This is a genomic window from Mucilaginibacter oryzae (genome assembly GCF_003148845.1).
Taxonomy (GTDB): Bacteria; Bacteroidota; Bacteroidia; order Sphingobacteriales; family Sphingobacteriaceae; genus Mucilaginibacter; species Mucilaginibacter oryzae.
This window is the reverse complement of record NZ_QGHA01000009.1, coordinates 122,872-147,124: the sequence shown is the minus strand read 5'-3', so window position 1 is coordinate 147,124 and position 24,253 is coordinate 122,872. Positions and strand designations below refer to the sequence as shown.

General features: G+C 43.2%; 19 protein-coding genes and 1 rRNA gene. 14 read left to right on the top strand and 6 right to left on the bottom strand.

The genetic code is table 11. The annotated features are described in order from the left end of the window. Nucleotides 1–150 precede the first annotated feature (150 nt). The 7 genes from rrf (at nucleotide 151) to LX99_RS20135 (ending at nucleotide 7,658) form a co-directional block, all read left to right on the top strand. Nucleotides 151–262 (top strand): 5S ribosomal RNA (gene rrf / locus LX99_RS20170). A gap of 766 nt (nucleotides 263–1,028) precedes the next feature. Next, nucleotides 1,029–1,268 carry a hypothetical protein gene (locus LX99_RS20160; RefSeq protein WP_022831707.1) on the top strand — a complete coding sequence of 80 codons (240 nt, stop codon included), beginning with the start codon at nucleotides 1,029–1,031 and terminating at the stop codon, nucleotides 1,266–1,268. 395 nt (nucleotides 1,269–1,663) lie between these two features. Continuing rightward, the gene (locus tag LX99_RS20155) at nucleotides 1,664–2,731 is read left to right on the top strand and encodes an AAA family ATPase (RefSeq protein WP_109609477.1); all 1,068 of its coding nucleotides are present in this window, start codon (nucleotides 1,664–1,666) and stop codon (nucleotides 2,729–2,731) included. A gap of 317 nt (nucleotides 2,732–3,048) precedes the next feature. Next, the gene (locus tag LX99_RS20150) at nucleotides 3,049–3,465 is read left to right on the top strand and encodes a very short patch repair endonuclease (RefSeq protein ID WP_170122752.1); all 417 of its coding nucleotides are present in this window, start codon (nucleotides 3,049–3,051) and stop codon (nucleotides 3,463–3,465) included. Continuing rightward, nucleotides 3,466–6,027 carry a DNA cytosine methyltransferase gene (locus LX99_RS20145; protein ID WP_109609465.1) on the top strand — a complete coding sequence of 854 codons (2,562 nt, stop codon included), beginning with the start codon at nucleotides 3,466–3,468 and terminating at the stop codon, nucleotides 6,025–6,027. Further along, nucleotides 6,008–7,225: a hypothetical protein gene (locus LX99_RS20140; RefSeq protein ID WP_109609464.1), complete on the top strand. Its 1,218-nt coding sequence runs from the start codon at nucleotides 6,008–6,010 to the stop codon at nucleotides 7,223–7,225. Before LX99_RS20145 ends, LX99_RS20140 begins: the two co-directional genes overlap by 20 nt. Nucleotides 7,226–7,277: 52 nt before the next feature. Further along, a complete protein-coding gene (locus LX99_RS20135; RefSeq protein WP_109609463.1) occupies nucleotides 7,278–7,658 on the top strand; it encodes a hypothetical protein in 381 nt (126 codons plus the stop codon). A 521-nt stretch (nucleotides 7,659–8,179) separates the two neighbouring features. On the opposite strand, the gene LX99_RS20130 is transcribed toward LX99_RS20135, so the two are convergent. The 6 genes from LX99_RS20130 to LX99_RS20105 all read right to left on the bottom strand — a co-directional run bounded on the left by LX99_RS20130 (nucleotide 8,180) and on the right by LX99_RS20105 (nucleotide 16,705). Next, nucleotides 8,180–8,776 carry a hypothetical protein gene (locus LX99_RS20130; RefSeq protein WP_109609462.1) on the bottom strand — a complete coding sequence of 199 codons (597 nt, stop codon included), beginning with the start codon at nucleotides 8,774–8,776 and terminating at the stop codon, nucleotides 8,180–8,182. An 89-nt stretch (nucleotides 8,777–8,865) separates the two neighbouring features. Then, a complete protein-coding gene (locus LX99_RS20125) occupies nucleotides 8,866–9,117 on the bottom strand; it encodes a hypothetical protein (protein WP_109609461.1) in 252 nt (83 codons plus the stop codon). Between the two features lie 530 nt (nucleotides 9,118–9,647). Then, nucleotides 9,648–11,216 carry a hypothetical protein gene (locus LX99_RS20120; protein WP_109609460.1) on the bottom strand — a complete coding sequence of 523 codons (1,569 nt, stop codon included), beginning with the start codon at nucleotides 11,214–11,216 and terminating at the stop codon, nucleotides 9,648–9,650. Then, nucleotides 11,213–13,066 (bottom strand): glycosyltransferase family 2 protein, encoded by a 1,854-nt coding sequence (locus LX99_RS20115; protein ID WP_109609459.1) that lies wholly within the window; start codon nucleotides 13,064–13,066, stop codon nucleotides 11,213–11,215. Before LX99_RS20115 ends, LX99_RS20120 begins: the two co-directional genes overlap by 4 nt. A 192-nt stretch (nucleotides 13,067–13,258) precedes the next feature. Beyond that, entirely contained in the window at nucleotides 13,259–15,346 is a 2,088-nt protein-coding gene (locus LX99_RS20110; RefSeq protein WP_109609458.1) for a cellulose biosynthesis cyclic di-GMP-binding regulatory protein BcsB, read from the bottom strand. Between the two features lie 12 nt (nucleotides 15,347–15,358). Beyond that, nucleotides 15,359–16,705, bottom strand: coding sequence for a sensor histidine kinase (locus LX99_RS20105; protein WP_109609457.1), 1,347 nt, complete (start codon nucleotides 16,703–16,705; stop codon nucleotides 15,359–15,361). 92 nt (nucleotides 16,706–16,797) lie between these two features. On the opposite strand from LX99_RS20105, the gene LX99_RS20100 reads away from it, so the two are divergent. The 7 genes from LX99_RS20100 to LX99_RS20070 all read left to right on the top strand — a co-directional run bounded on the left by LX99_RS20100 (nucleotide 16,798) and on the right by LX99_RS20070 (nucleotide 24,082). Then, nucleotides 16,798–17,892, top strand: coding sequence for a glycoside hydrolase family 5 protein (locus LX99_RS20100; RefSeq protein WP_170122751.1), 1,095 nt, complete (start codon nucleotides 16,798–16,800; stop codon nucleotides 17,890–17,892). Nucleotides 17,893–17,947: 55 nt separating this feature from the next. Beyond that, nucleotides 17,948–18,928 carry an acyl-ACP desaturase gene (locus LX99_RS20095; RefSeq protein WP_109609455.1) on the top strand — a complete coding sequence of 327 codons (981 nt, stop codon included), beginning with the start codon at nucleotides 17,948–17,950 and terminating at the stop codon, nucleotides 18,926–18,928. Nucleotides 18,929–19,061: 133 nt separating this feature from the next. Beyond that, entirely contained in the window at nucleotides 19,062–19,766 is a 705-nt protein-coding gene (locus LX99_RS20090; RefSeq protein ID WP_245927970.1) for a response regulator transcription factor, read from the top strand. Next, nucleotides 19,763–21,127, top strand: coding sequence for a HAMP domain-containing sensor histidine kinase (locus LX99_RS20085; RefSeq protein WP_109609453.1), 1,365 nt, complete (start codon nucleotides 19,763–19,765; stop codon nucleotides 21,125–21,127). The genes LX99_RS20090 and LX99_RS20085 overlap by 4 nt, the downstream gene beginning before the upstream one ends. Nucleotides 21,128–21,681: 554 nt before the next feature. Beyond that, the gene (locus LX99_RS20080; protein ID WP_109609452.1) at nucleotides 21,682–22,173 is read left to right on the top strand and encodes a hypothetical protein; all 492 of its coding nucleotides are present in this window, start codon (nucleotides 21,682–21,684) and stop codon (nucleotides 22,171–22,173) included. Between the two features lie 27 nt (nucleotides 22,174–22,200). Then, a complete protein-coding gene (locus LX99_RS20075; protein ID WP_109609451.1) occupies nucleotides 22,201–23,133 on the top strand; it encodes a bestrophin family protein in 933 nt (310 codons plus the stop codon). A 379-nt stretch (nucleotides 23,134–23,512) separates the two neighbouring features. Then, nucleotides 23,513–24,082 (top strand): REP-associated tyrosine transposase, encoded by a 570-nt coding sequence (locus LX99_RS20070; RefSeq protein WP_109609450.1) that lies wholly within the window; start codon nucleotides 23,513–23,515, stop codon nucleotides 24,080–24,082. The last annotated feature ends 171 nt before the right edge of the window (nucleotides 24,083–24,253 follow it).

Here is a 24,253-nt window from a genome sequence, read left to right as displayed (position 1 = left end):
GAGGTTAAAGGCTAAAGGATAAAGGCAAAAGGTATGTACCTTAGCATAATCCGGGAGATCATTTAATATCGGCAATAAAAATAAACAGGGGGAGCCCAGGGGAAAAGGACCTTTAACCTTTCGCCTTTAAGCTTTCACCTTAAAAGAAATTCAGGTGCCTATATCGGCGGTGTCTACCTCTTCCCATTCCGAACAGAGAAGTCAAGCCCGCCAGAGCCGATGGTACTGCGGTAAAACGTGGGAGAGTAGGTCGGTGCCACCCTTTATCACCCTCTGTGGTGTAAAACAGCAAAGCCTTAGCGAACAGCTAAGGCTTTTTGCGTTTACTAAGCTTTTGAGCCTTGCAGGGCGTGGAGGTCCGGCTCGCCAAGGCGCTGAGGCGCGAAGCAAATCCCAAAAACCGTCATTATAAGGTACGAAGCAACCAGATGTATGCCTGGCCGCTATCTATGCATGGCCCGCCTTGAACGCTTGGGCGGTTTTTAAAATTCGTTTTTACCGTTAACAGTGATGAGGCCGCCCACCTGCGCAACCCCAGCAAACAGGAGCGCGAACAGCTGCGCCGCGAAACCATCAGGCTGAGCAACGAGGGCCTGAGCCAGCGCGCCGTGGCGGCAAGGCTAAATGTAGGCCTCACCGGCCCCCTCTAAATCTCCCCCGGCAGGGGAGACTTTAAGTTAAGGAATCGAGCTTTTAAAATCCCCTCTTGAGAGGGGGCGCGATGGGAAAGCGCGAAAGCAGGGGTGTGTTATGCAAGCGATAAACCTCGCACAGAATAACACACCTCTCCACCCCGCTCCAAAAGTGGAACCGCACAAGCCCGCCGCTTTTTGCTTAAGTTGGCGGCTATGCCGGTAAGGGGACACTTTTTTGTAACGTTTTGTTTTGGGGCTTATGCGTGTTGAAGCTGCTGCGTTAAATCATTGCTACGGGTAAATTAAAGTTGCTGCTGATGTGCCTAAGGTTTGGCCGGGGCTTTTTATAATTGCCCCCAATTTTTTATGTTTGCGCTTGCAAAAAACAGCCCCATGGAATTTGAAAAATTAGCAGCCCAAATTAAAGCCGAAATAGCCAAACTGGATACCACCCCCGAAATTGACAAGATCAATAAGGTGTTTGACGAAAAAATACGCAAGGTAGAAGAAGCCCGCCGCGAAAAGCTGGCCACCGTGCCCGATAACAGCGTGGAAAAGAAAAAACTGATTGCCGCCCTCGAAGCCCTCGGCGAAAAATGGGTAGAGCCGGTGAGGAAAAAAACTAAAGAATAAGCAAAAGGGTAAAATAGATATTAAAAAGGTTAGTCGGCTTGGGTTAGCCTTTTTTTGTTTGGAGGGGAGGCAAAACAAGGTGTTCAATTTTTAAAGTGTGAACACTTGTGGTTTAGGTTAAAATCGGAACACCTGATAATCAAACAATTACAAAACAGCAAATTGCTCAAAATATCAATCCTGAACACATTGTTATTGATTATCAACAACTTACAAAGTTCACTTTAAAAACATTGAACACCCCTTTTTTAAAAATTGAACACTGACAAAACACTGTCACCACCGGGAAATTTTTTAGTAGATAAATTTGATTGCCTTTCATGATTGCCTACAGATTAGCGGCAAATAACGATGAATTATCCTGCTTTTAACCGCAGGACAGCGCAATAATTTTTATGGACCATATTTCAGAAAAACCTTTGGTTGTTGAGATGATTAGAGAAGACGTTAAGGGATTGGCAGATAAGCTTGCCCGCAAAGGGCAAATTGTGGCGTCTGACCCGGATGCCGTGGTTGAATTGTTTGATATTTACCCTGCCAACGAGTGGATGGTGATGGAAACCGAGCACGAAACGCCGCAAATGCTGTTTGGCAATTTTTGGCTGGAGGGCGAACTATGCATCCTGTTTGCCGATACCAATATGGGCAAAAGCCTGCTGGCTGTACAACTGGCCGATAGCATTAGCCGCGGCGAGGCAATTGCTCCCTTTGCGCTTGGGGCCGAAGCCTCGGCGGTGTTGTATATTGATTTTGAACTTACGGGCAAACAGTTTGAACAACGCTATACCGACGGCCAACTCCGTTATCAGTTTGCCCGCGAGTTTTACCGCGGCGAGTACAACCAGTTTAACCGTGCCAGCTCGCATTACCAACAGTTGGATAAGTATGTGATAGAGGCCCTAACGCGGGGCATTAAACGTACCGGCGCCGGCGTGCTCATTATTGATAATATCACCTGCCTGCGCAACGGAACCGAGAGCGCCGGGGCTGCCCTCACCGTAATGAAAGAGCTGAAAAAGCTTAAAACACGCCATGGTATCAGCATCCTGGTACTGGCCCATACCCCCAAGCGTAATCCCCGGCTGCCGCTTAGCCGTAATGATTTGCAGGGCAGCAAAATGCTGATCAATTTTTGCGACAGCGCCTTTGCCATGGGCGAAAGCCACTCTGCCCCCGGCCAGCGATACCTGAAGCAGATTAAACAACGCAGCACCGCCGAAACCTATGGCGCCGATAACGTATGCCTTGCCCAACTGGAACGGCATAACGGCTTTTTAAAGTTTGTTTTTACAGGCAACGATTGTGAAAAGAACCACCTGCGCGATACTTCGAGGCAGGAGCGCGAACGGATGCAGCGGGAAGTTAAACGATTGAGTGATGAAGGGTTGAGCCAGCGGCAGGTGGCCGAGCGGCTGGGGTTGAGTGTGGGGAGTGTGAATAGGATGGTGAGGGGTGGGGTTTAAATCCCGAGTATCGGTGGCTTTGAGTCATATCCGGCGCGAGTATGCAGCGTTCGGCTGAGGGGTGAGTACTCGTGAATTGAAAGTCGTATTGGTTTGAGCATTTCGTTTAGAAAGTCACGAGTAAGCCCTGCTTCTGCCAGCGCTGCATACTCACGCCAGGTGGGAGACGCATATTGTCGTCTATTGTAATTGCGCTCATAAAAGAAATAGATTATATCGAATGGAAATCGTTGATTGTTTTTTATTTTTACAACTAAGATAAGGCCTTGATGACTGCTACGATACGAAATGTCTTCAATAATAGATACTTAACAGAAATGACAGTTGTTGTTACAGATAAAAATGTATCGAAACGTATGAAAGGCAATAAAAGTAAGGGTACGAAACCCGAAATTTTGCTTAGGAAAGTTTTGACGAATAAGGGTATAAAAGGCTATAGAATATGTTATACCGATATTATAGGGAAACCCGACATTGTATTTATTAAAAAGAGGATTGCAGTATTTGTTCACGGATGTTTTTGGCATTCGTGTCCATCATGTAATTTAAAAGTGCCAAATAAAAACAATGAATTTTGGCTAAAAAAGTTAACGGGTAATAAAAATAGAGACAAAATAGTTTTAGATACGCTCGAAACTGCTGGATGGACTGTAGTAACAGTCTGGGAATGCAAATTGAAAAATAATCCAGAAGAGGAAGTTAATCGAATTGGGAGTTTAATTCTACAAAAATAAATGCGTATTTTAGAAAAAAGCCAAAAAGTGAAAGAGAAAAAAACTTTGACCTATTTAAGCTTATTTAGCGGTGCTGGTCTTGGTTGCTATGGTTTTAAGTTAGAGGGCTTTGAATGTGTCGCTACTGTTGAAATAATGAAAAAAAGGCTCACTTTTCAACAATTCAATGACAAATGCAAATATGATACTGGTTACATAAGTGAGGATATAACTGACGAGCGAACAAAGGAAAAATTAAGAATAGAGTTAAATAGATGGAATATTACCCAATCAAATCCTCTTGATGTACTCGTTGCTACTCCTCCATGTCAAGGAATGTCAGTGGCCAATCATAAAAAGGGGAATGAGCTTTTAAGAAATTCATTAATCGTTGAATCAATAAAATGGGTAAATGACATAAAGCCGAGGTTTTTCATTTTTGAAAATGTACGAAGCTTTCTTAAAACTCCTTGCACCGATTTAGATGGTGAAGACCGGAGTATTGGTGATGCAATTGATATCAACCTTGCTGGTGAATATCACATACATCCCACTATCATTAATTTCAAAGATTATGGTAATCCATCCAGTAGAACAAGAACGTTGGTAATTGGCGTTAGGAAAGATTTGAAAGATATTACACCTTTTGATATTTTGCCTGATTACAATCCAGCACAACAAACTCTCCGCGACACAATCGGTCATTTACCATCACTGCAAAAGATGGGAGAAATTTGCGATAGTGATATTTACCACAATTTTAAAAGTTACAGCCCTGGGATGTTAGAGTGGATAACAGATATAAAGGAGGGCCAATCTGCATTTGATAACATTGATCAAAATAAAATACCACATAAAAAGGTTGGAGCGATAAGAGTTTTTAACGCTAATAAAAATGGTGACAAATACAGGAGGCAATTTTGGGACAGAGTTTCTCCTTGCATTCATACCCGAAATGATATTCTATCAAGTCAAAATACTATACACCCAACAGACAATCGGGTTTTCAGCATACGAGAGGTAATGTTAATGATGTCCGTTCCTGCAACCTATAACTGGACGGATATACCTTATGAATCATTAAATAAGCTTCCACTTATTGAAAAAAAGAAATTTCTATCTAAAAATGAAATGACTATAAGGCATTCACTTGGTGAAGGCGTTCCAACTATTATTTTTCAACAAATTGCTAATAAAATTAAAAATTACTCACAAGCGAAAGTGATTGATTTTACCACCGTCAAAAAAATTATTGAAGAAAATGATCTGTTGGAAAGTGGAAAATTGCTACAGTTTATAAAGGATAATAGAAATACATATTCTTATTCGGTATTAACAAAAATTGCTGAACTTGCTAACACTGAAAGAAACGATAATGCCGCTTATTATACGCGCCAGGACATTTGTTATTCGATAGTTAAAGATTTGCCCGGAATTAAAAAGGATAAACCGTTAAGGATTCTTGAACCCTCTATAGGAGTTGGAAATTTTCTACCACTTTTAATTGCAAAATATCGGGATTTTGGTCAAATTATCATTGATGTAGTAGATGTAGACGAAAATTCGTTAGCCATATTTCGGATTTTACTTGGTTGTATAAATATACCATCAAACTTTACCATAAATATAATCAATGATGATTTCTTGTTACATAATTTTAACCATCGTTATGATTTAGTGATTGGTAATCCACCATATAAAAAGTTACTAAGTTCAAATAGTAAAGTTATCCAATACAAGAAAAATGTAATTAATACTGACACTAATAATGTATTTTCTTTTTTTATAGAAAAGGCATTGAAATTAGGCGATGTTGTTTCATTTATAGTACCCAAAAGCTTGATTAACGCACCGGAGTTTAATAAAACACGTGAATTATTGCAGGATAAAAAAATGATTAAAATTACCGATTACGGTGAGGAAGCTTTTAAAGGCGTAAAGATAGAAACTATAAGTTTTATAGTTTCTACACGCGCGCGACATACTAATCATTCATTAAAAATAGAATCATACATTACTCGTCAGGTAACCTTTAAGGATCAGGAATACGTTTTTTCAAAAGATTATCCCTATTGGTTAATATATAGAAATGATTTCTTTGATGATATAAGTAAAAAGCTAAAGTTTAATATTTTCACTGCATTTAGGGATAGACAAATAACTAAACAAGTAACTCGGCCAGATGGAAAAATCAGAGTTTTAAAATCTCGAAATATTGCTTCAAATGAGATAATTGATATTGATAAGTACGATTGTTTCATTGATGAAGCGAATAATTTAGCTGTAGGTAAGTATCTTAATCATGAACATGCGGTTTTAGTACCAAATTTAACATACCGCCCAAGGGCATGTTTCCTACCTGAAAATACAATAACAGATGGTTCTGTAGCTATTTTAACACTTAGAAACGGAAGTCGTCGTGTAACCCATGAAGATTTAGAATATTATAATTCAGATGAATATGAAAAATTCTATAGTATAGCAAGAAATCATGGCACTCGTTCGCTTAATATTGATAATAATTCTGTATTCTTTTTTGGCATTTTAAAGCATCCATCAAATAATGGAACTGGAAATAACTGAGCATTTTAAATCTCTTAACTTGGACGTAAGAAAATCTGGCGACGCTCGATTTAGTGATCAAAAATGTACTCCTGATGTTGTGAGTATCATTGCTGATTGTGTTGTAAATATTCGATTAGGTGAACCACTAATGCCGTTTACGGTTAAGGATATTTGGGATTCAAACTATTTTAATAAACACGTTAAGGCTGTTTTCAATAAGCCATCCGCACAAAATCCAACAACTAAAAGTGAGTATGATAAATTTATTCAGCAGCCCTTAAGATTATTAGCTTATGCTAACGTTCTCAAAATTGAAAGGCGAGGTAACACTAATCATTACACCATAAACAATGGAGAATTATTAGATTATATTGCGTTAAAAGATAGAAATGCCTATGTCTTCCTAAGTGCTTATTTTTCCAAGGTTTTAGGTGATAGCGGAATGTTAAGATATTTTGATGAGTATAGAGATAAATATCTTGCTGGCAAATTGAAGCAAAGTGATTTTGATAGCTTAAAATATAGGTTCCAAACTTTCATGACTGGTAACACAAGAATTGATGGTACAACTGAAGTTAATAGGATCTTTCCTAAGATATTAAACGTGTATGCTTGCGAAAATTCCCTACCTGGGAGCGCAAAGGGTAAGATGACTGCACATCCTTTTAGCTATTCAGATTTAATGTATAATAGACCTAATTGGAGAGATGGGAATAAAAACAAGCAAATATCAAGGCAGGAAGCGATAATTGAGGTTAGCAAACTACCAGTTACAAATGTAAGTTGGGATAATTATCTAATTCAAAAAGCAATAACTAATATTAAGCGTTGGCATCCTGATAGTGAGGTTAAAGACCAGTGGAGTTATGGCGAAGCAACTCAAGTCCACCATATTTTTCCAGCTAATGAGTTTCCATTACTTGCCCATTATGTAGAAAACCTGATTAGACTTACGCCAACCCAGCACAACACCAAAGCCCATCCGAGTAATAATACAAGAATTGTTGATCGCGATTATCAGTCTGTTTGTGTAATAGCTAAAAGTCATTCAATAGAAAATTCAATAAAGGCGTTTGGTGAAAGGTTTTACAAGAAGTCGTCATTTGTTTATGTAGTCAATACAGGATTAAATTTGGAAACCGTATCTGAATTAAAACCAGATTTGACTTTTAACGAATTGCGCAATAAGATTATTCATATATATAATAATAGCTAATTTGATAAAATGATAAGGTTTTAATTTATATCTTTACAAATAAACTTTTATCATGATACAATTAACTTACGGTACAAAGGGACAAATTGCATTTAGTTCCGAAAATGAATTTTACGAATCATTAGGTTTTTTAGCTAAAAACGATGGCACTACCACCATTCATTGGGAACACAATGAAGATCAAGGCGCATGGGGAAGTGAGGGCCGTATTCATTGCTATAAAAATATTGCAACATTTCCAATATACTTTTCTTCTGCTTTTACGGCTGGCGTAGGCAAAATAGTGCATCGAATTAATTGTAATGAGTACATACAATACATTGCTACAAATCATGCATTTATTGAACGTCAAGAGATACAAGACGAGGCTGCAATCAGAGCAACTATTCCGGCTGTTAACTTAGCTGATTATTTACGAGGTTTAGCCTTATAATTGGAGAATATGGTGGCCTTGATCAGCAATTCCGTTCATTAGTGATCAATTATTCCGGAACAATTTGACCGTATTAATTTATTGGTTATGAGGAAGTAGTACAATTATGCGCTACACAAGCATATGATGACGTAATCGTATGGTCAAGGTCTCCGTATTTTCCAAGCGTGTGAAATAATTTTTGATAAAGGTTGCTAACTTTACAAGGCGAATTTGTACAGCTGCTCCTTATGTCGTTATAACATGCCGCAGAAGACCTTTCGCTATCGCTCAGGATGATGACAAAAGGGGGGAGACTGCCATTGAAACCTGCCACCCAAAATTCCCCCACTACCGCATGCAAAGTAACCGATAAATGATTTGTAGTATTCGCCCCATGCCCCGGCAGCGTTAGGCAGCGGAAAACCCGTAGTCCGCGCAGGCTCATTTAAAGTATCGTTACTGACAAAGAAGCAATTACAGACTTACACACTTCGAGGGAAGAATATAAAATTTGAATTGTTAAAGACGAGGAAGCAAAATTAACCCAGGCTCCAAAGTGCGATATCAACCTGTTGCGTGCTTACCTGGTAATGTTTGGCGAGGATTTTTATGATCGACAGATAATAGATATATTCGTTTATGCTGTAGCAGCTCTTATCGGATTTACCAAATAGTGCCTTCCAGTTTCGGCTGTCGATAACGGCATATTGATTCGGAAAACATAAAGTTAGTATTGCACTGGCAACGGGTATCTCCACCCCGGGTATGGTACATAAAAGCTTTGTTCTTAAAAATATTTCATGTTCAGGTTTTTCGTGCTTAACCAGGAAAGCGGCCTTGGTTATAGTTTCAATATTATGGTTGGTATTCAACGTTCGTAAAGTTTGTTGCCTGTTATATTGCCCACGGAGCTTCCACGTCAGTATTTTTTCAAGCTCGCTCAAATTGAGATAAAAAGGTATTCTTATGGCTTGTAAATTTGCCAATTCAGATACCAATTGAAGGGTATCACCCCATTCTGCCGCCCCATCTTTTAGGCCTTTCTCATATTTTTTTATCAGGTCGGATTTTGAGCCCAGGCGCACTTTTGCTTCGCTGATAATATTGTTCTTGTCTTCATGAAAATTCTTTACCATCTTGTTGATAACGATAATTTAGGTTCCGGATAATAATTAGTACTTGTGTGAAATAAGCCAAATTTGTTTTGAATTTAACAATAATCTGGTTAAGATAACAATGGCAATAGTTGCTGATAAACGGTTTCGTAGCGGATGTACTTTTCGCCCCCTTGCGTCCCGGCCGCGTTAGGATTGCAGCGTAAAACCCACAGCCCCCGCGCAGGCTTTCGCGGCGCAATGGCCGGGGCGAGGATTTGCAGCGTAAAGCCCGGGCCGCAGGCAACGCCCTGATTGATTTCGGAATTGGGATTTTTGATTTCGGATTTATAGGGCGCGAGGGTGTAAAATAATCCCGTCATTGCGAGGTACGAAGTAATCGCGAACTATACAGGATGGCTTTGCATGGCGGCCCGGCTTCCTTGCGATTGCTTCTGATAATTTCGGAATTGGGATTTTTGATTTCGGATTTATAGGGCGCGAGGGTGTGAAATAATCCCGTCATTGCGAGGTACGAAGTAATCGCGAACTATACAGGATGGCTTTGCATGGCGGCCCGGCTTCCTTGCGATTGCCTTTGATAATTTCGGAATTGGGATTTTTGATTTCGGATTTATTTGTCTGAACCCGAATTTATGGAATTAAAGAATTTACAGAATGCTTTGCAAATTCTAAAAATTAAAATAATTCCCCCAAATTCGGGTTCAGACATTTTTTTTGATTGCGCTGATTTTACCGTTGAAAGGGGGACGCTCTTTGCATGGCGGCTTTGCATGGCGGCCCGGCTTCCTTGCGATTGCTTCGTACCTCGCAATTACGGCGGGGGGACTGCCACTGCCCACTGCCACTGCCACTGCTACTGCCCAATGCCACTAAACACTGCCACTAACCCCTACTGCGTATTCACCACCTTATACAAAATCCAACCGTCGGTTTCGTACACCCGCTTATAATTCACCCCGCTGTTGAGGCGGCGGATTTCGGGGATGTACTTATCATTTAACTGCGTGTAGCCGGTAAATGGGTTTTTGGGGGTGGCTATGAGGATATAATCGTCGTACCGGTAAGGGGTTTCGATGGCGCTCAAAAACTGGTTAAGCTGGTAGGGCAGGGTAAGCTGCTTGATGTTGTTGCTAAAGGCGGCAATGGGGTAGGCTACGGCATCGTCCATCAGTACGTGGCTGGCGGCGGGCAGGCTGTTAATGTAGGCGGCAATTTCGCGGCTTTCGGCCTGGTCGTCGTTAGGTTTGCGCTCGGTTAGGGTGGTGATAAAGCGGCGCTCATCGGTTATTAACGATTGCGACAGGAAGGTGTAGCCCGTGTACAGCTGCAGTAAAACCACCAGGGCCAGCCCGGTTTTAACCGCCCGGGTATTGCGGATGGTATGCACCCTGAAAATGATGCACAGCAGGGCCACAAACAAAAATATAAGGTAGTACTGGTAGGTTAAAAAAAGCTTATCGTACTTAATGTGCAAAAACTCAACAAAGGCAAACAGGGTTAAAATGGTGAGTACCTGGTAAGTGCTTTGGCGCAGCAGGTACAGGGCAAACAGTATAAGGGGGCAAAAGTATATTACGCGTAACGATACGAGGATGCTGAGTTCGGGCAGTTGGTAGTTAACGGCAGTAACGGTGGTATCGTAATTAAGCTTATCAACCAGCACCGTCCAGGTAGAGAGGGGGCTTTCGATAAAGTAATCCAGATCGGAAGCGTGGGTTTGGTTAAGCAGCTTGTAGCAGATAAGCGATGTTACCGGCAAAATGAACAGGATTACGTAGATGGCAAAGGTTTTATTGATGAGCTTACGCCTTAACGAGGGACTGTTAAAGCTCATGAACAGGCGGAAGATGGATTCTTTTTCGCCCAGGTTAAGGCTGGCCAGCGTAATGGAAAGCACCAGGGGTATAAAGAACAGCGTGAGCCAGATAAAGCGGTAATCGCAAAAAATGAGCAGCACCAAACACATACTGGCAATGGATATGTGGAAGGTGGTGTTGGAGCGGTAAAATTTTAGCAGGTTTAAAAAAAACAGGTACAGGCAAATTACCACCAGGTAAATGGCCTTGCCCGAGCAGGCCATGTAAATAATGCCGGGGTGCAGCAAAAACAGCAGGGCCACCATTACCAGGTAAAAATCATCTTTTACGCGGATATTGAACGAGCGCGATACCATGTAAAACAGCGCTGCCGTACCTAATGATGAGGCTATTACCGGGGCCAGGTAGCTGTTAATGCTGGAGAATATAAAGGTGGCGTAAAAGGGCAGCAGGGGCGCGGTGAGGCCCATTACCTTAAGGCGGTTGCCCAGCCCCTCAAAAACTATTTTGGTTTTTTCGATATAAAAAAGGCTTTCCTGGTTGTAATAGCCCAGCCGGTTAAGGTATATGCCTATAACCAGGTACCAGGCTGCCAGCACCAGGGTAAATATAAACAGGTATGTACTTTTGGCAATTTTCATTTAACAACGTTGGTGGGGTTATTAACCTTGCTGAGGCCGTGGTTGGTTTTTTCCCAGTAAAACGGATTGGTGATGAGCTGGTACAACCCCATATAAGCGGCAGTGGAGTGCATAAGCCAGTAAATGGGGCTGGCAATGGCAAACAAAATGAGCTCGAAAAAGCGGCGTTTAAATACGGCCATCATGTTAATGTAAATCATGAGGATATTACCTACCATGAGGTTAAATATAGAAATGAACAGCACCCAATCAGGAAAAAGGTTGCGGATGGTTGTAAAATCAAACACCAGGTAACAGATAAATATAAGCAGTAATACCGGGTATATTAAAAACGTTGCCGATGTTGCGCCGATAAAAAAGTTAAAGCCCAAAAAGCCTTTCCAGCCTATTTTTTTAACCAGGGCCACAGGGTTGCGCATGTGTACCAGGTAGGTTTGCATGTAACCCTTAATCCAGCGCGAACGCTGACGGATCCAGTTCCAGAAGTTGTTATTGGCTTCCTCGTAGGTGGTGGAGTTTACAATGGCTACCTTATAGCCTTTGGCATAGGCGCGCACGCCCAGGTCGGCATCTTCGGTTACATTGAAAGGGTCCCAGGCGCCAAGTTCAATTAGGGCATCCATTTTAAAGTGGTTGCTGGTGCCGCCCAGGGGGATGGGGATATCCAGCGTATCCAGCCCGGGCAGCATATAATCAAACCAGTACGAATACTCGAGGGTAAACATACGGGTTAGGAAGTTTTCGTTACGGTTAAAGTAGTTAAGCGCGCTCTGGATGCAGATATAGTGCGAGGGCAGTTTATGAAACAGGGCCACCACTTTTTTAAGCTGATCGGTATCGGGGATATCCTCGGCATCGTAAATGGTGAGGTATTTACCCCTCGAAAAATGCAGACCGTAGTTGCAGGCCTTGGGCTTGGTTTTTGGCATGTGGAAGGGCACCACAATTACCTCGAACACGGCCGGGAAATCGAGGTTTTTAACCGCGCCGAGGGTTTTGTTATCGTCTTCCTCAATCAGCAGTTTAATATCCAGCTGCTGGCGCGGATAATCCAGGCTTTGCAGGTTCCAGATCAGTTTTTTAATCAGCTTATCCTCTTTATAAACAGGCAGCAGAATGGTGTAAACCGGCAGCTCATCATTTTTTACCTTCCTCAAATCATCTTTGGTAACTGCCTGGTGCAGCTCAAACCGCGAGCCTACCAGCGCCAAAAACAGCTTGAATATGATAGCCACCAAAAAAAAGCCGCTGATGGCCACATTGATGCCGATGGATACGTTTTTAAAGTTCAGGAACAGGCCAATGGTAATTAAACCTATCAGCACAAAAATAAACACCAGCTGCGGGGTGGTAAAGGTTGTTGAGGCCGAGCTTTTAGGGTCGCGTTTAAGCAACTCAAACACCGATGCCTTTACATATTTTTCGCCGGCAAGCTTGTGGCTAAGCCAGGTAACTTCCAGGTCGGATGCCACGATCACTTCGGGCTCCATATCAAAGGTGAAGCGCACAAAATCAAGAAAAAGCTCGTTACCGGGGTCGGCCATTACGGTTACCACGCGGTTGTTTTCAATACGGAGGGGCAGGCCCAGCTGGTCGTTGGCAAACTTCAGGTCAACCTTATCCAGTATATTTTGGTCGAAAGCTTCCTGGCGGATATCGGCAAAGGAGAAGCCGGCGTTAAGCATGGAGCGTTCGAAGTTTTTGCGCGAGATATAGCCGAAGTTAAGGGCTATTTTAAGGTATGACATACCCGAGCGTTCAGAAAAAGCGTGGATCTTTTCCTGGTCGGCCGGTGAGATAAACCCATCGGCAACCAACATATCGGGAATTGACATACTTAGTGTTTGCATAAGCCTCACTTCAAATATTTGTTATTAGCATTATAGCCTCATAGCCTCACCTAAATCCTCTCCGGGGGTAAGCTTCAAGCCTCACCTAAATCCTCTCCAAAGGAGAGGACTTTTTTTACTTCTTTTTTTAGAACCCTCTCCTTTGGAGAGGGCAGGGTGAGGTTAACCTCCGGAGAGGGCAGGGTGAGGCTACTAATCGTTAAACAACTCCTGCGATTTTTGCACTTTCGACCGTACGTAGAGGAACGAAAGCAGGATCAGGATCAGGATACCCAATAAAATATAGAGGTTATAGCTGTCCCAGAAACGGGTTAAGCCGCTTTTGGTATCGATATATTCCAGGTTTTCGGATGATTTGTTGATGTTGAACAGGTATTTGTTAGAGTTTACATCCGAGATACACACGTTGCTTGACAGGGTTGAAAGCTGCTCGGTAATGGAGCGCGATGCCGCTAAAAATGCTTCGGAGATATGTGTACCGGTGGCGGTTAATACCAGTGTGGCATTATTGCTTACCCCATAAAAGATCTGTGCCAGGCCGTTGGATACAGTATCTGAGAGGGAATAAACCGGTGTATTGTTATCGGTATTATACAGGCGGAAATCGCGGTCAAACTGGATCGGTGCATCCCTGAACTCCTTAAGCAACTTATCCTCTTTTGATAGCAGGGCTATGATATTATATTTTTTAAGATCGTTTGGCTGCACATCTTTCGAGTACACAAACTCGGGGAAGTTGTTGGCGTTGATATTGTTGTTCAACTCATAAATGATCTCGCCCATGGCGCCGGCAGCATACTTAGCGTATTTTTCGCTCACTACGATGCGGGTAGTACCGGTGTTAAACGCTTCGGGGTATTGGTAAAAGCTGAGGTCGGAAGTGATGAACGGGTTTTTTGATTCGAGGTATGATTTATCAACATCAACCTCGGCAAAAAAGTTGGTAAAGCTGTTTTTACAGTTACCGGTGGTAGGGTAAAACCTGAATTCGGCCTCGAGCGTGTTGTACTTATGGTGCTGGTAGCGGTTAATGGTGATAGAACTGTTCAGCTTGCCCGATTGATCGAGCTTTTCGCTGCTGATGAGTAAGCCGTTCAGGTAAATGTTAAAGAAACCGCGGTCGCCGGGCTGCAGGGCGCTGTAATTGGCAATAAAGCGGATCTCCACCTCTTTAGGGGTAAAGCTGAAATCGCTGTTTTTAAAGCTGTAGGCGCTTTTTAACGAGCCAATGCCTGATAGGAAATCGCTCACGCCGCCAATTTGCTTTAACGATAGTTTAGAGCGGTTTTCGTCGATAGTTTTAAAGAAGGTGTTTTGAGCATCGTTAATCAGCAGGTAATCGCCGTAGGTTGAGTTAAGCACGTTCATGTTACCCAAAGCGGTGATGGCTTTTTCGTAACCGGTATCCTCGCCTCCGGTAATAAACAAAATTTCTTTAGGCGATTGCTCGGAGGTTACGGTTTTTACCGGCACCAGCTTGCCCTTAACATCAATCATGTGGGTAATGCTATCGGTAATGGTGCTTACCGATTTGTGCAGGTAAAAAAGCCCCTGGTTATTTTGCGGTGAAACTTTGATCAAAGCGCGCTGATCGGCAGGGAGGGCATCAAGTTTCCCCACGCGGATATAGTTGCGCAGGGTATCGGGCATTTTGCTTTCTTCATAAACGCCGATATCACGCGTCTGGGTTTTTTTTAACCTTGAGTAAGCCCAGGCAACGGCTTTCAGATCGTGCAGGGTAGGGTTTGATGGGTAAACGATTGCTTTTTTCGAGTCGAAGCAGTTGCTGATATTTACGTTATCAAAAAAGTTTTTATTGCTTTTAACCAATGAAAGATAGGAGTAGTTTTTAATTTTTAACCACATGGCGGGGTTATCCAGGTCTTTACACTGATCGTCGGAGATGGTGAGCAGGGTTTTTATCTGGATCTTTAAAAACTTATCGGGGCTTAAATCGGCCCGGCTCAGGTTAAGCACAAGCTTCTGGATCGAATCTTTACCTAATACCGTACTGTAGGCCGGTTTGTTGTTTACAACAATGTTAATGTATGAATGCGCTTTTAATATAGCCTGCGAGGGTTCAAAATACAGTACCAGCTTGCTGCCATTCATTTCGGTTAAGGGGGTAATCTTAAAGTAAAATGAAGTAGCCCCGCTCATGCCGTATATTACATCATCTTCGTGGCCGTAGGCTTTAAAGGATGCAATGGTGTTGCCCTGGGCCCACGAAGCTGTGCCGAAAAACAGGATAAAGGCTAATAAGGTAAAAAACTTATTCATTGATTAAAATTGTTAATTTATTACGTAAAATTCAACTCTGAAATAATTGCCGTTGTCGTCGCTGCGGTAAGTGAGCTCGCCGCCCATTTCCTGCGCCATCAGTTTGGCTATGGAAAGGCCCAAACCCAGCCTGCTTTCGGTAACGCCCGAGGTATCGTTAAGGGTTTTAAGCTTGTTAAACATCATATCCAGCTCCTGCTGCCCGATGGCTATACCCTCGTCAATAATTTCGAACACAAACTTCTGGCGCTGCAGGCCGGTAACCACCCTGATGTTATTGTTGGTTTGCGAAAATTTGATGGCGTTTGATAACAGGTTTTGAAAAACCTGGCCCGTAAATACCTTATCCAGCCTTACGTTTAAGGGCAGCTTCAGGATATTATCAATCAGGGTGATGTTTTTCATCTGGGCGGTTTCGTACAGGCCTTTAAACACGTGCATCACCTCAACGTTGATATCGAAGATCTCCATGTTAAACCTCATTTCCGGCGATTCGATCTCCTTCACATCCATCAGCTTGTTAAGCATATACTGCATCTTCTCGGCCGATTCTGATATGTAGCCTACAAACTCCTTCTGATCGGCGCTGAGGCGAAAATCCTCCTCTTTGATCATATTATTACTCATCACTATCGAGCCGATGAGGTTTTTTAAATCGTGCCCTGCAATGTTGATAAAACTGTTTTTCTGGCTGTCGAGCTTGCGCAGCTGCTCGTACTGCATATCAATGAGGTTGTTTTTTTCGTTGATTTCCTTGTTTTGCTGCCTCAGCTGCTCGTTCGATTTTTCGATGAGCAGTTGCGACCGTACCTCGCGCTGGATCACCTTGTAACGCGCGCCCGGTATAAGGCATGAAATGGCCGCGATGATAAAAAATACCTGCCCGCCGTTGGTAAGTACCAGATCGAGGTTGTAATCGCTTAACTGGTTAAAGAAAATGGCCAGCAATAAAATGGCCATCAGCGTTTGGATGATGGAGTTAAGCGGCTCCCAGAAAACCTGCAGGTTAAAAAATAAAATGATGGTGGCAAACAGCAAAAAGTAAACGGTTGAAAACTGGATGTTTACTATGTTGCACAGTATGGCTGCCGTTACAGAGAGTATAAAAAAGCTGATGTGCAGCAATATACGGTAACTGAACTGTTTGTGTTGAAAATAGCTGAAAAGCCCGTAAATGATTAAAATGGTAATGATGCGCAGTATAAAAAACTGGAGCCAGTAGTTATTGGCATAAATGTAATCAACAATGCTAAACAGGGGATAAAGGAAAATGATTGTCCAGATGATATTATTGGTTTGATACCACGCTTTTTTTGCGGTTTCTCTAATTAACTCTTCTTTGGTAATTTGAACAAACATTATTCGTTATCTTGAATTGTAATTAAAAACTAATGCGTTGTTGTTTTAACTCATTTAAAATGTTGGTTAACAAAGATATTCGTTATACGATAATGCAAATAAGTTTGTTGTTCCTGTTTTTGATGGCAATTAATCCGTTTGCAAAAAGCAGTCCAAACCCCCAAAGCGTGCGGCAGCTGGCTTTTAAGCGTGCCGCGGGTTTAAACAACGGCATCAGTATTTCATGGCTGGAACAAACCTGGGCCAAAACAACAATCCCCCAAAACGCACCCGCAAACGCCGATTTTATGCTGCTCAAAAAGCTTGGTTTTAAAAGCATCAGGCTGCCTGTGGCCTTCACGGCGTTAGGGCCGGAGATTACAACACCGCAATTATTTATCTATATAGATAAAGTAATTAAACAATGCGATAATTACGGTTTTAAATTGGTGATAGATTACCATTACGGCCAGTTAAACGATTATAATTACCTCACCCAAACACCCCAAGTAATTGATTTATGGCTAAAACTGACTAAACGGTACTATAACACACGTTACAATAACTTGTTTTTTGAGATCTACAATGAGCCGCCCCATATGAACCCCAAAGTGTGGAAAGATGCCGCCTATAATATCGTTACCGCCATCCGCAAGGTTGATCAGCGGCGCACGCTTATTGTGGGTGCCTCAAACTATAACAGTATTTATGAACTAAGCCGGTTTGAACGGCTGGCCGATGAAAACATCATTTACACCTTTCATTACTACGAACCTTTCTTTTTTACCCACCAGGGTGCGGGGTGGGTGGGCGACCAGGTGGCTACTACCGGGGTATCATTTCCTTATAATGCGGAAAATTTTCCTACACTTAACCCAAAAGCAAAAAATACCCCGGGCGAAAGCAACTACCGCATGTACCCCCGCGATGGCAACGAACAATCCATTAATGATAAATTGCAGATTGTAAAAAACTGGGCCATGAAATACGATGTGCCCGTTATTTGCGGCGAGTACGGTGTATATAATAAATATGCCGATTTGGATAGCCGCTGCCGTTATATTAAAGCGGTGAGGAAGGCTTTAAAAAAGCTGGAAATTCCGGGCATGCTTTGGGATTATAACGGCAGCTTTTCATTGTTTAACGGTAAACCCGCTGTAGAAACTTTACCATCGTGTATGGCCGACGCAATTGGCTACCAGCCATAAAATTAAAAATTACAATTGCCACATTTTTTTTACCTTTGCTCACTAATATACATTTATGAGATTTTTTGAAGAGAAGCGCAGAGAAGTGATGGTGCACATCGAAAAATTCATGTTAGAAAAGATACATGAATACCTGAAACCGATTGACACCATCTGGCAACCGTCTGATTTTTTGCCCGATTCATCAAGAGAATCGTTCTTCACTGAAATTAAGGAACTGCAGGAAAGCGCCGCAGGTTTGTCGTACGATCTGATAGCCGTATTAATTGGCGATACCATTACCGAGGAGGCGCTGCCCACCTACGAATCGTGGTTAACCATGGTGCAGGGTGTATCTGACGACGAAGAAGGCGGCTGGATGAAATGGACCCGCCACTGGACAGGCGAAGAAAACCGCCACGGCGATCTGCTCAATAAATACCTGTACCTGTCGGGCCGTGTGGATATGCGCATGATGGAGATCTCTACCCAATACCTCATCTCGGATGGGTTTGATATAGGCACCGGGCACGATCCTTACCGTAACTTTATATACACTTCTTTCCAGGAGCTTGCAACCAATATATCGCATCGCCGGGTAGCATCGCAGGCCAAAAAATACGGCGATACCCTGCTCTCAAAAATGTGCGGTGTTATCGCGTCTGACGAGGCCCGCCATGCCAAAGCTTATAAATACTTTATCGAAAAAATATTTGAGGTTGATCCAAACGAAGCCATGCTGGCTTTTGAGGATATGATGCGTAAAAAGATAGTTATGCCGGCCCACTTCCTTCGTGAGGTTGGTTTAAAGGTAGGCCAGACTTTTGGTCATTTTACCGATGCTGCGCAGCGTTTGGGTATTTACACCGCTATTGATTATGTTGACATCCTGAAAGAACTTTTGGAAGACTGGCACATTGAAAGCATTACCGACCTTAACGAAGCCGGTGAGAAAGCCCGCGATTACGTAATGAACCTGCCAAGCCGTTTATTACGCGTTGCCGAGCGCATGAAAAACCCAATGCTTGAATATAAATTCACCTGGATAAACGGTTAACATACCTTTATCCTATAAACATCATAAAGCCTTTCGGTAGTTCATTTACCGGAAGGCTTTATGGTTTACAGGGATGTTACCTTGGGTTCTATCAAACAAATTAAAACAGTACCGTTGTTTATTGTTTATAGGAATGAAAATTATATTTGCCGCAATGAAGATCCTGCTGATTGAAGACGAACCCAAACTGGTATCCATTATCCAGCGCGACCTTACCACCGAGGGCCATGAAATAAGTGTTGCACTTGATGGTAATACCGGCCTGGAGATGGCTATGAAAATGGATTTTCAGCTGATTATATTGGATATTATGCTGCCAGGTATTAATGGTATTGAGGTGTGCAGGCGGTTAAGGAAGGCCAACCAAAACGCCGCCATACTGATGCTTACCGCGCTCGGCACTACCGAAAACATAGTAACAGGCCTTGACAGCGGCGCCGACGATTACATGGTTAAACCCTTTAGCCTTGACGAACTGAATGCCCGCATCCGTACGCTGGCCCGCCGCAAGGGTGGTGCAACGCCATCTGCCAACATCATCCAAATTGCCGACCTGGTAATTAACGGCGACGAAAAATCGGTAAAGCGAGGTAACAAAACCATCGACCTTACAGCTACCGAATTCAGGCTGCTTGAATTTTTGGCCCGTAATAAAAACCACATGCTTACCCGCATCGAGATATTGGAGCATGTTTGGAACATCGATTTTAACATGGGTACCAATGTGGTTGACGTTTACATTAACTACCTGCGTAAAAAGGTGGATAAAGATTTTGATGAGAAGCTGATCCACACGGTGATTGGTATGGGCTATATATTAAAGCATAATGCCGCATGACCATCCAGAAAAAAGTAGCGTTGCTGTTTATGGGCCTAACCGTATCGGTTATATTGGCATTAAGCGGCGCTGTTTTTTATTTTGTACACCAGTTTACCTTTGATGATTTTTATAAACGCCTCGAAACCCGTGTTAATATTTCCTCGCAAATTCATCACCTCAATGATCGCGACAGCCTGGGCATGTATAAGGAGATCAGGCAGCGCTACCTTGAGCGGCTTATAGACGAGAAACAATATGTGATTAAGCCCGAAGTTTACACCCAAGGCAAAACGGTAAAAGGCGTTCCGCGTAAATTGATAGATAACATCCTTTCCGGCGGAAAATCAAGGTTCAAAGCCAATAATATATTTTATGCGGGCAATATTTTCCGCTTTCCGGAAGGGGATGCCATCATTGTGGTATCGGCTACCAACCCGTCAGGCCTCAGCGAATTGAATGATCTTGAACAGGTACTCATCATCAGTTGCCTCGCGTCGATACTGATTGTGTACATTATCGGTCGTAGTTTTTCATACCATACCTTTAAACCCGTTCGTAAAATCATAAAAAAGGTAAATACAATTACAGCCAGCAACCTGCACCTCCGCCTGGAAGCCTACGACGGCAAAGACGAAATAGCCGAACTTACCGAAACTTTCAATAACATGCTCGACAGGCTGGAAACCGCCTTCGAAACCCAGAATAATTTTATCAGCAATGCCTCGCACGAACTGCGTACCCCGCTGGCTATTATTAAGGGCGAGGCCGAACTCACCCTCAAAAATATCGGCAAGCCGGGGGCCGATCTGCATAAAAGCCTAAGCGAAATACTTCAGGGCACGCAAAGTTTGCAGGATATCATTACCAGCCTGCTGGGTTTGGCCCAAAGCGGTTTCGACGGTAAAAAGCAAAACTGGGAGCAGGTGCGCGCCGATGAGCTTGCCTTTATGGTGAAGGAAGCGGTTGATCATATTATCCCGGCCAACAACCTGAGCATCGATTTTTCGGCCCTGCCCGATGATGTGGATAAACTGGTAACCCTGGGCAATATCAACCTGCTTAAACTCGCCATCAGCAATATCGGCCTTAATGCCTGTAAATACTCGGAAAATAAGCCGGTAACGCTAAAAGTTTACGCCGAAAATAAAAGCATCATCTTCAGCGTGAAAGATCAGGGCATCGGCATCCCCGACGAAGACGTTCAGCATATTTTTGAACCTTTTTTCCGCGCGTCCAACACCGGTAAATATGACGGGCACGGCGTTGGTTTGCCTTTGGCGCTGAACATTGTACGGCTACATAAGGGTAATATCGGTATTATCTCGAAAGAAGGGGAGGGTACCGAGATCAGGGTGCTGCTGCCGGTTTACAAGGGGTAACAGTTTTATCATGGCGAATTAAAAGAGCTATCAAGATTCCATAGGCTAAAAAAGGGGTACCTCGCTTATTAAAGTTCTCTCCGGAGCATAGCCGTCAACTTAAGCAAAAAGCGACGGCATTGTGCGATTCCCCTCTTGAGAGGGGTGGAGGGGTGTGTTTTTCTGTGCGAGGTTTATCGCTTGCATAACACACCCCGCCCCCGCGCTTTCCCGTCGCGCGCCCCTCTCAAGAGGGGATTTTAAAAGCTTGATCCTTAACTTGACGGCCATGCTCTTGAGAGGGGTGGAGGGGTGTGTTTTTCTGTGCGAGGTTTATCGCTTGCATAACATACCCCGCCCCCGCGCTTTCCCGTCGCGCGCCCCTCTCAAGAGGGGATTTTAAAAGCTTGATTCCTTAACTTGACGGCTATGCTCTCCGGAGGAGAGGATTTAGGTGAGGTTACAACCACGGAGAATATACTCTAATCACATTCTAATTTCGTTCTTAAACCGCTTTAATATCCGGTACCGATTATTGTATCAAAGCAATAATAGTAAACTAAAAAGGTACCGTTATGAAAACATTAAACATTCTCATCCCGTCTGATTTCACCTTACCGTCGTTGAACATTATACCTGCTTTGGTTGAACGTTATCCGAAGCAAAAACTCAATATAGCCCTGGTGCATTTCCTGCAACTGTCCGACTCAATAACCGATCTCCTGTTGCTGTCGCGCCGCAGCCGCGAGTTCCGCCTCATCAGCGATGAGTTTTACGCGGCCTGTACAGCGCTTAAAAAAGATTACCCGGAGCAGATCATTAACCTTACGCCCGACTTTTTTTATGGCAACACCGTAGCGGTGTTTAAACATTACCTTGAAGAAAAAGAGGTGGGCCTCATTGCCATGCCCGAAGGCCATGCCTATGCCAACCTTACACCAAACAGTTTTAACCCGGCCGTTTTAATGCAGCGCAGCGGATGCAAGACATTAACTGTTAAGCCTGCTACCCGGCAGGCCAAAGCCCTTGTTACAACCGAAGCCGAACACGAACTACTGGAAGTTTAATTATTTATCAAACTAAAAAAACAATCTATGCTATTGAAAGAAAATATCCCGGTAAAATATGTGGTGGGAAAAATTAAGAACGAGCTGTTACTGGTTGCCGGGTATGCAGTAACGATAGCCCTGTTCCATAAGTTTTTGCCCGAATACAGGATCTCGATCCCGATTGCTGTACCGGCCATACTGGCTACCATAATATCGCTGTTGCTGGCCTTCCGCTCAAACCAGGCTTACGACCGTTGGTGGGAAGCCCGCAGCATCTGGGGGGCCATTGTTAACGATTCGCGCTCACTTACCCGCGAGCTTACTACCTTTTTAAATGGCGATAACGCGGCCTGCGAAGAGATTGAAGGTTTTAAAAAGCGCTTTGTACACCGGCAGATAGCGTGGTGCTACAGCCTGAGCCAATCGTTACGTAAGCAGGATCCATACGCCAAAACCTCGGGGTTACTGGTTGATGAAGAAGTGAAGTTTACGCACCGCTTTACCAACGTACCCAACAGTCTGTTGAAATTGCATGGCCTGGATTTAAAATTGGCCTACAAAAACGGTTGGCTGAATGATTACCAGCAGGTACAGATAGATGGTACGCTAACCCGGCTTTGCGATGCCATGGGTAAATGCGAGCGGATCAAAAACACCGTTTTCCCGGTAACGTACAGCCTGTACATCCATTTTTGCTTGTACCTGTTTATCATTATGCTGCCATTCGGGCTTATCGAGTTTTTCGGCATGTTTGAGGTGCCATTGATCATAGCTATAGCCGCGGCGTTTTTACTGGTTGAAAAAATGGCCATCCACCTGCAGGATCCGTTTGAAAACAAACCCACCGATACACCAACAACTGCCATATCGCAAACCATTGAGCGCGATTTGAAACAGATGTTAAACGATACTCATGAGGGTGAGCGGGCAGCAGCCCATACTGCTGCCAACAAAGCCGACGTATATTATATACTGTAAGCTTTTAAACCTGTGCGGGAAGGCACAGGTTTTTTTATGAAATTTTGTTTCTTTCTATATATTGGTTTGTGCGTCGGTTGTAAAGCCGGCGCATTTTTTATGTCATATCGTTTACTCAACTTGCGTTACAAACGCAAGCCCAGGTTAAGCGCTCATCACAGATGAGCGCAAGAGTAAATAAAAAATAAGAAAGAACTTGCGCTCGTTTATAACGAGCGCTTAACATGGGCTTGCGTTTACAACGCGATAAAACTTACACGTATATCTTGCGCTCGTTTATAACGAGTGCTTAACGTGGCTTCGCGTTTGCAACGCGTCTGTACATATTATTGCGTTTGCAATGCACTATCACTAAATTAGCGCTCAAACCTAATCAGCCATGTCGCATCAATACAGGGTACGCAATCACGAGGAGATTCATTTTGTAACATTTACAGTTGTTGATTGGGTTGATGTTTTTATCCGCCCTGCCTATAAACAACTAATCATTAATTCGCTTACCTATTGCCAGCAAAATAAAGGTTTGGAAATTTATGGTTTTTGTTTGATGACCAATCACCTGCATTTACTGGTATCTGCCAGATATCCCGCGCGGTTACCCGATATTATACGGGATTTTAAGAAGCACACCAGCAAACAGATCATCAACCTCATCAAATCCGAAAACGAAAGCCGCAGGGATTGGATGCTATACCGGTTTCAATACAATGCCCGGTTTGACGATAGGATACAGGAATACAAGGTATGGAGGGAGGGCTATCACGGTATTGAATGCGATAAGGAAAGCATTCTGTTTCAAAAATTGGATTACATACATGATAACCCCGTAAGAGCCGAAATTGTAACCAGGCCGGAGCATTATCTTTATAGTTCAGCCAGCAATTATGCAGGAGAGGCAGGGGTGCTGGATGTTGTGATATTGGACCGTGGTTTTACGTTTATAAAGTAAACCATATATCTAACTGCGCAAGCGTATAAAATACCTTGCGCTCGTTTGTAACGAGCGCTTAACGTGGTTTCGCGTTTGCAACGCGTCTTAGCATATCGCTCACGTTACAAACGTGAGCCCATATTAAGCACTCATCGCAGATGAGCGCAAGAGTATAAAATAACTTGCGCT

Coding starts and splice junctions, on each gene's coding strand:
- LX99_RS20095 (WP_109609455.1), top strand. CDS start 17,948: ATGAGATTTTTTGAAGAGAAGCGCAGAGAAGTGATGGTGCACATCGAA.
- LX99_RS20130 (WP_109609462.1), bottom strand. CDS start 8,776: ATGGTAAAGAATTTTCATGAAGACAAGAACAATATTATCAGCGAAGCA.
- LX99_RS20115 (WP_109609459.1), bottom strand. CDS start 13,066: ATGCAAACACTAAGTATGTCAATTCCCGATATGTTGGTTGCCGATGGG.
- LX99_RS20080 (WP_109609452.1), top strand. CDS start 21,682: ATGAAAACATTAAACATTCTCATCCCGTCTGATTTCACCTTACCGTCG.
- LX99_RS20155 (WP_109609477.1), top strand. CDS start 1,664: ATGGACCATATTTCAGAAAAACCTTTGGTTGTTGAGATGATTAGAGAA.
- LX99_RS20075 (WP_109609451.1), top strand. CDS start 22,201: ATGCTATTGAAAGAAAATATCCCGGTAAAATATGTGGTGGGAAAAATT.
- LX99_RS20105 (WP_109609457.1), bottom strand. CDS start 16,705: ATGTTTGTTCAAATTACCAAAGAAGAGTTAATTAGAGAAACCGCAAAA.
- LX99_RS20110 (WP_109609458.1), bottom strand. CDS start 15,346: ATGAATAAGTTTTTTACCTTATTAGCCTTTATCCTGTTTTTCGGCACA.
- LX99_RS20140 (WP_109609464.1), top strand. CDS start 6,008: ATGGAACTGGAAATAACTGAGCATTTTAAATCTCTTAACTTGGACGTA.
- LX99_RS20150 (WP_170122752.1), top strand. CDS start 3,049: ATGACAGTTGTTGTTACAGATAAAAATGTATCGAAACGTATGAAAGGC.
- LX99_RS20120 (WP_109609460.1), bottom strand. CDS start 11,216: ATGAAAATTGCCAAAAGTACATACCTGTTTATATTTACCCTGGTGCTG.
- LX99_RS20090 (WP_245927970.1), top strand. CDS start 19,062: ATGAAAATTATATTTGCCGCAATGAAGATCCTGCTGATTGAAGACGAA.
- LX99_RS20070 (WP_109609450.1), top strand. CDS start 23,513: ATGTCGCATCAATACAGGGTACGCAATCACGAGGAGATTCATTTTGTA.
- LX99_RS20100 (WP_170122751.1), top strand. CDS start 16,798: ATGCAAATAAGTTTGTTGTTCCTGTTTTTGATGGCAATTAATCCGTTT.
- LX99_RS20160 (WP_022831707.1), top strand. CDS start 1,029: ATGGAATTTGAAAAATTAGCAGCCCAAATTAAAGCCGAAATAGCCAAA.
- LX99_RS20125 (WP_109609461.1), bottom strand. CDS start 9,117: ATGACGGGATTATTTTACACCCTCGCGCCCTATAAATCCGAAATCAAA.
- LX99_RS20145 (WP_109609465.1), top strand. CDS start 3,466: ATGCGTATTTTAGAAAAAAGCCAAAAAGTGAAAGAGAAAAAAACTTTG.
- LX99_RS20085 (WP_109609453.1), top strand. CDS start 19,763: ATGACCATCCAGAAAAAAGTAGCGTTGCTGTTTATGGGCCTAACCGTA.
- LX99_RS20135 (WP_109609463.1), top strand. CDS start 7,278: ATGATACAATTAACTTACGGTACAAAGGGACAAATTGCATTTAGTTCC.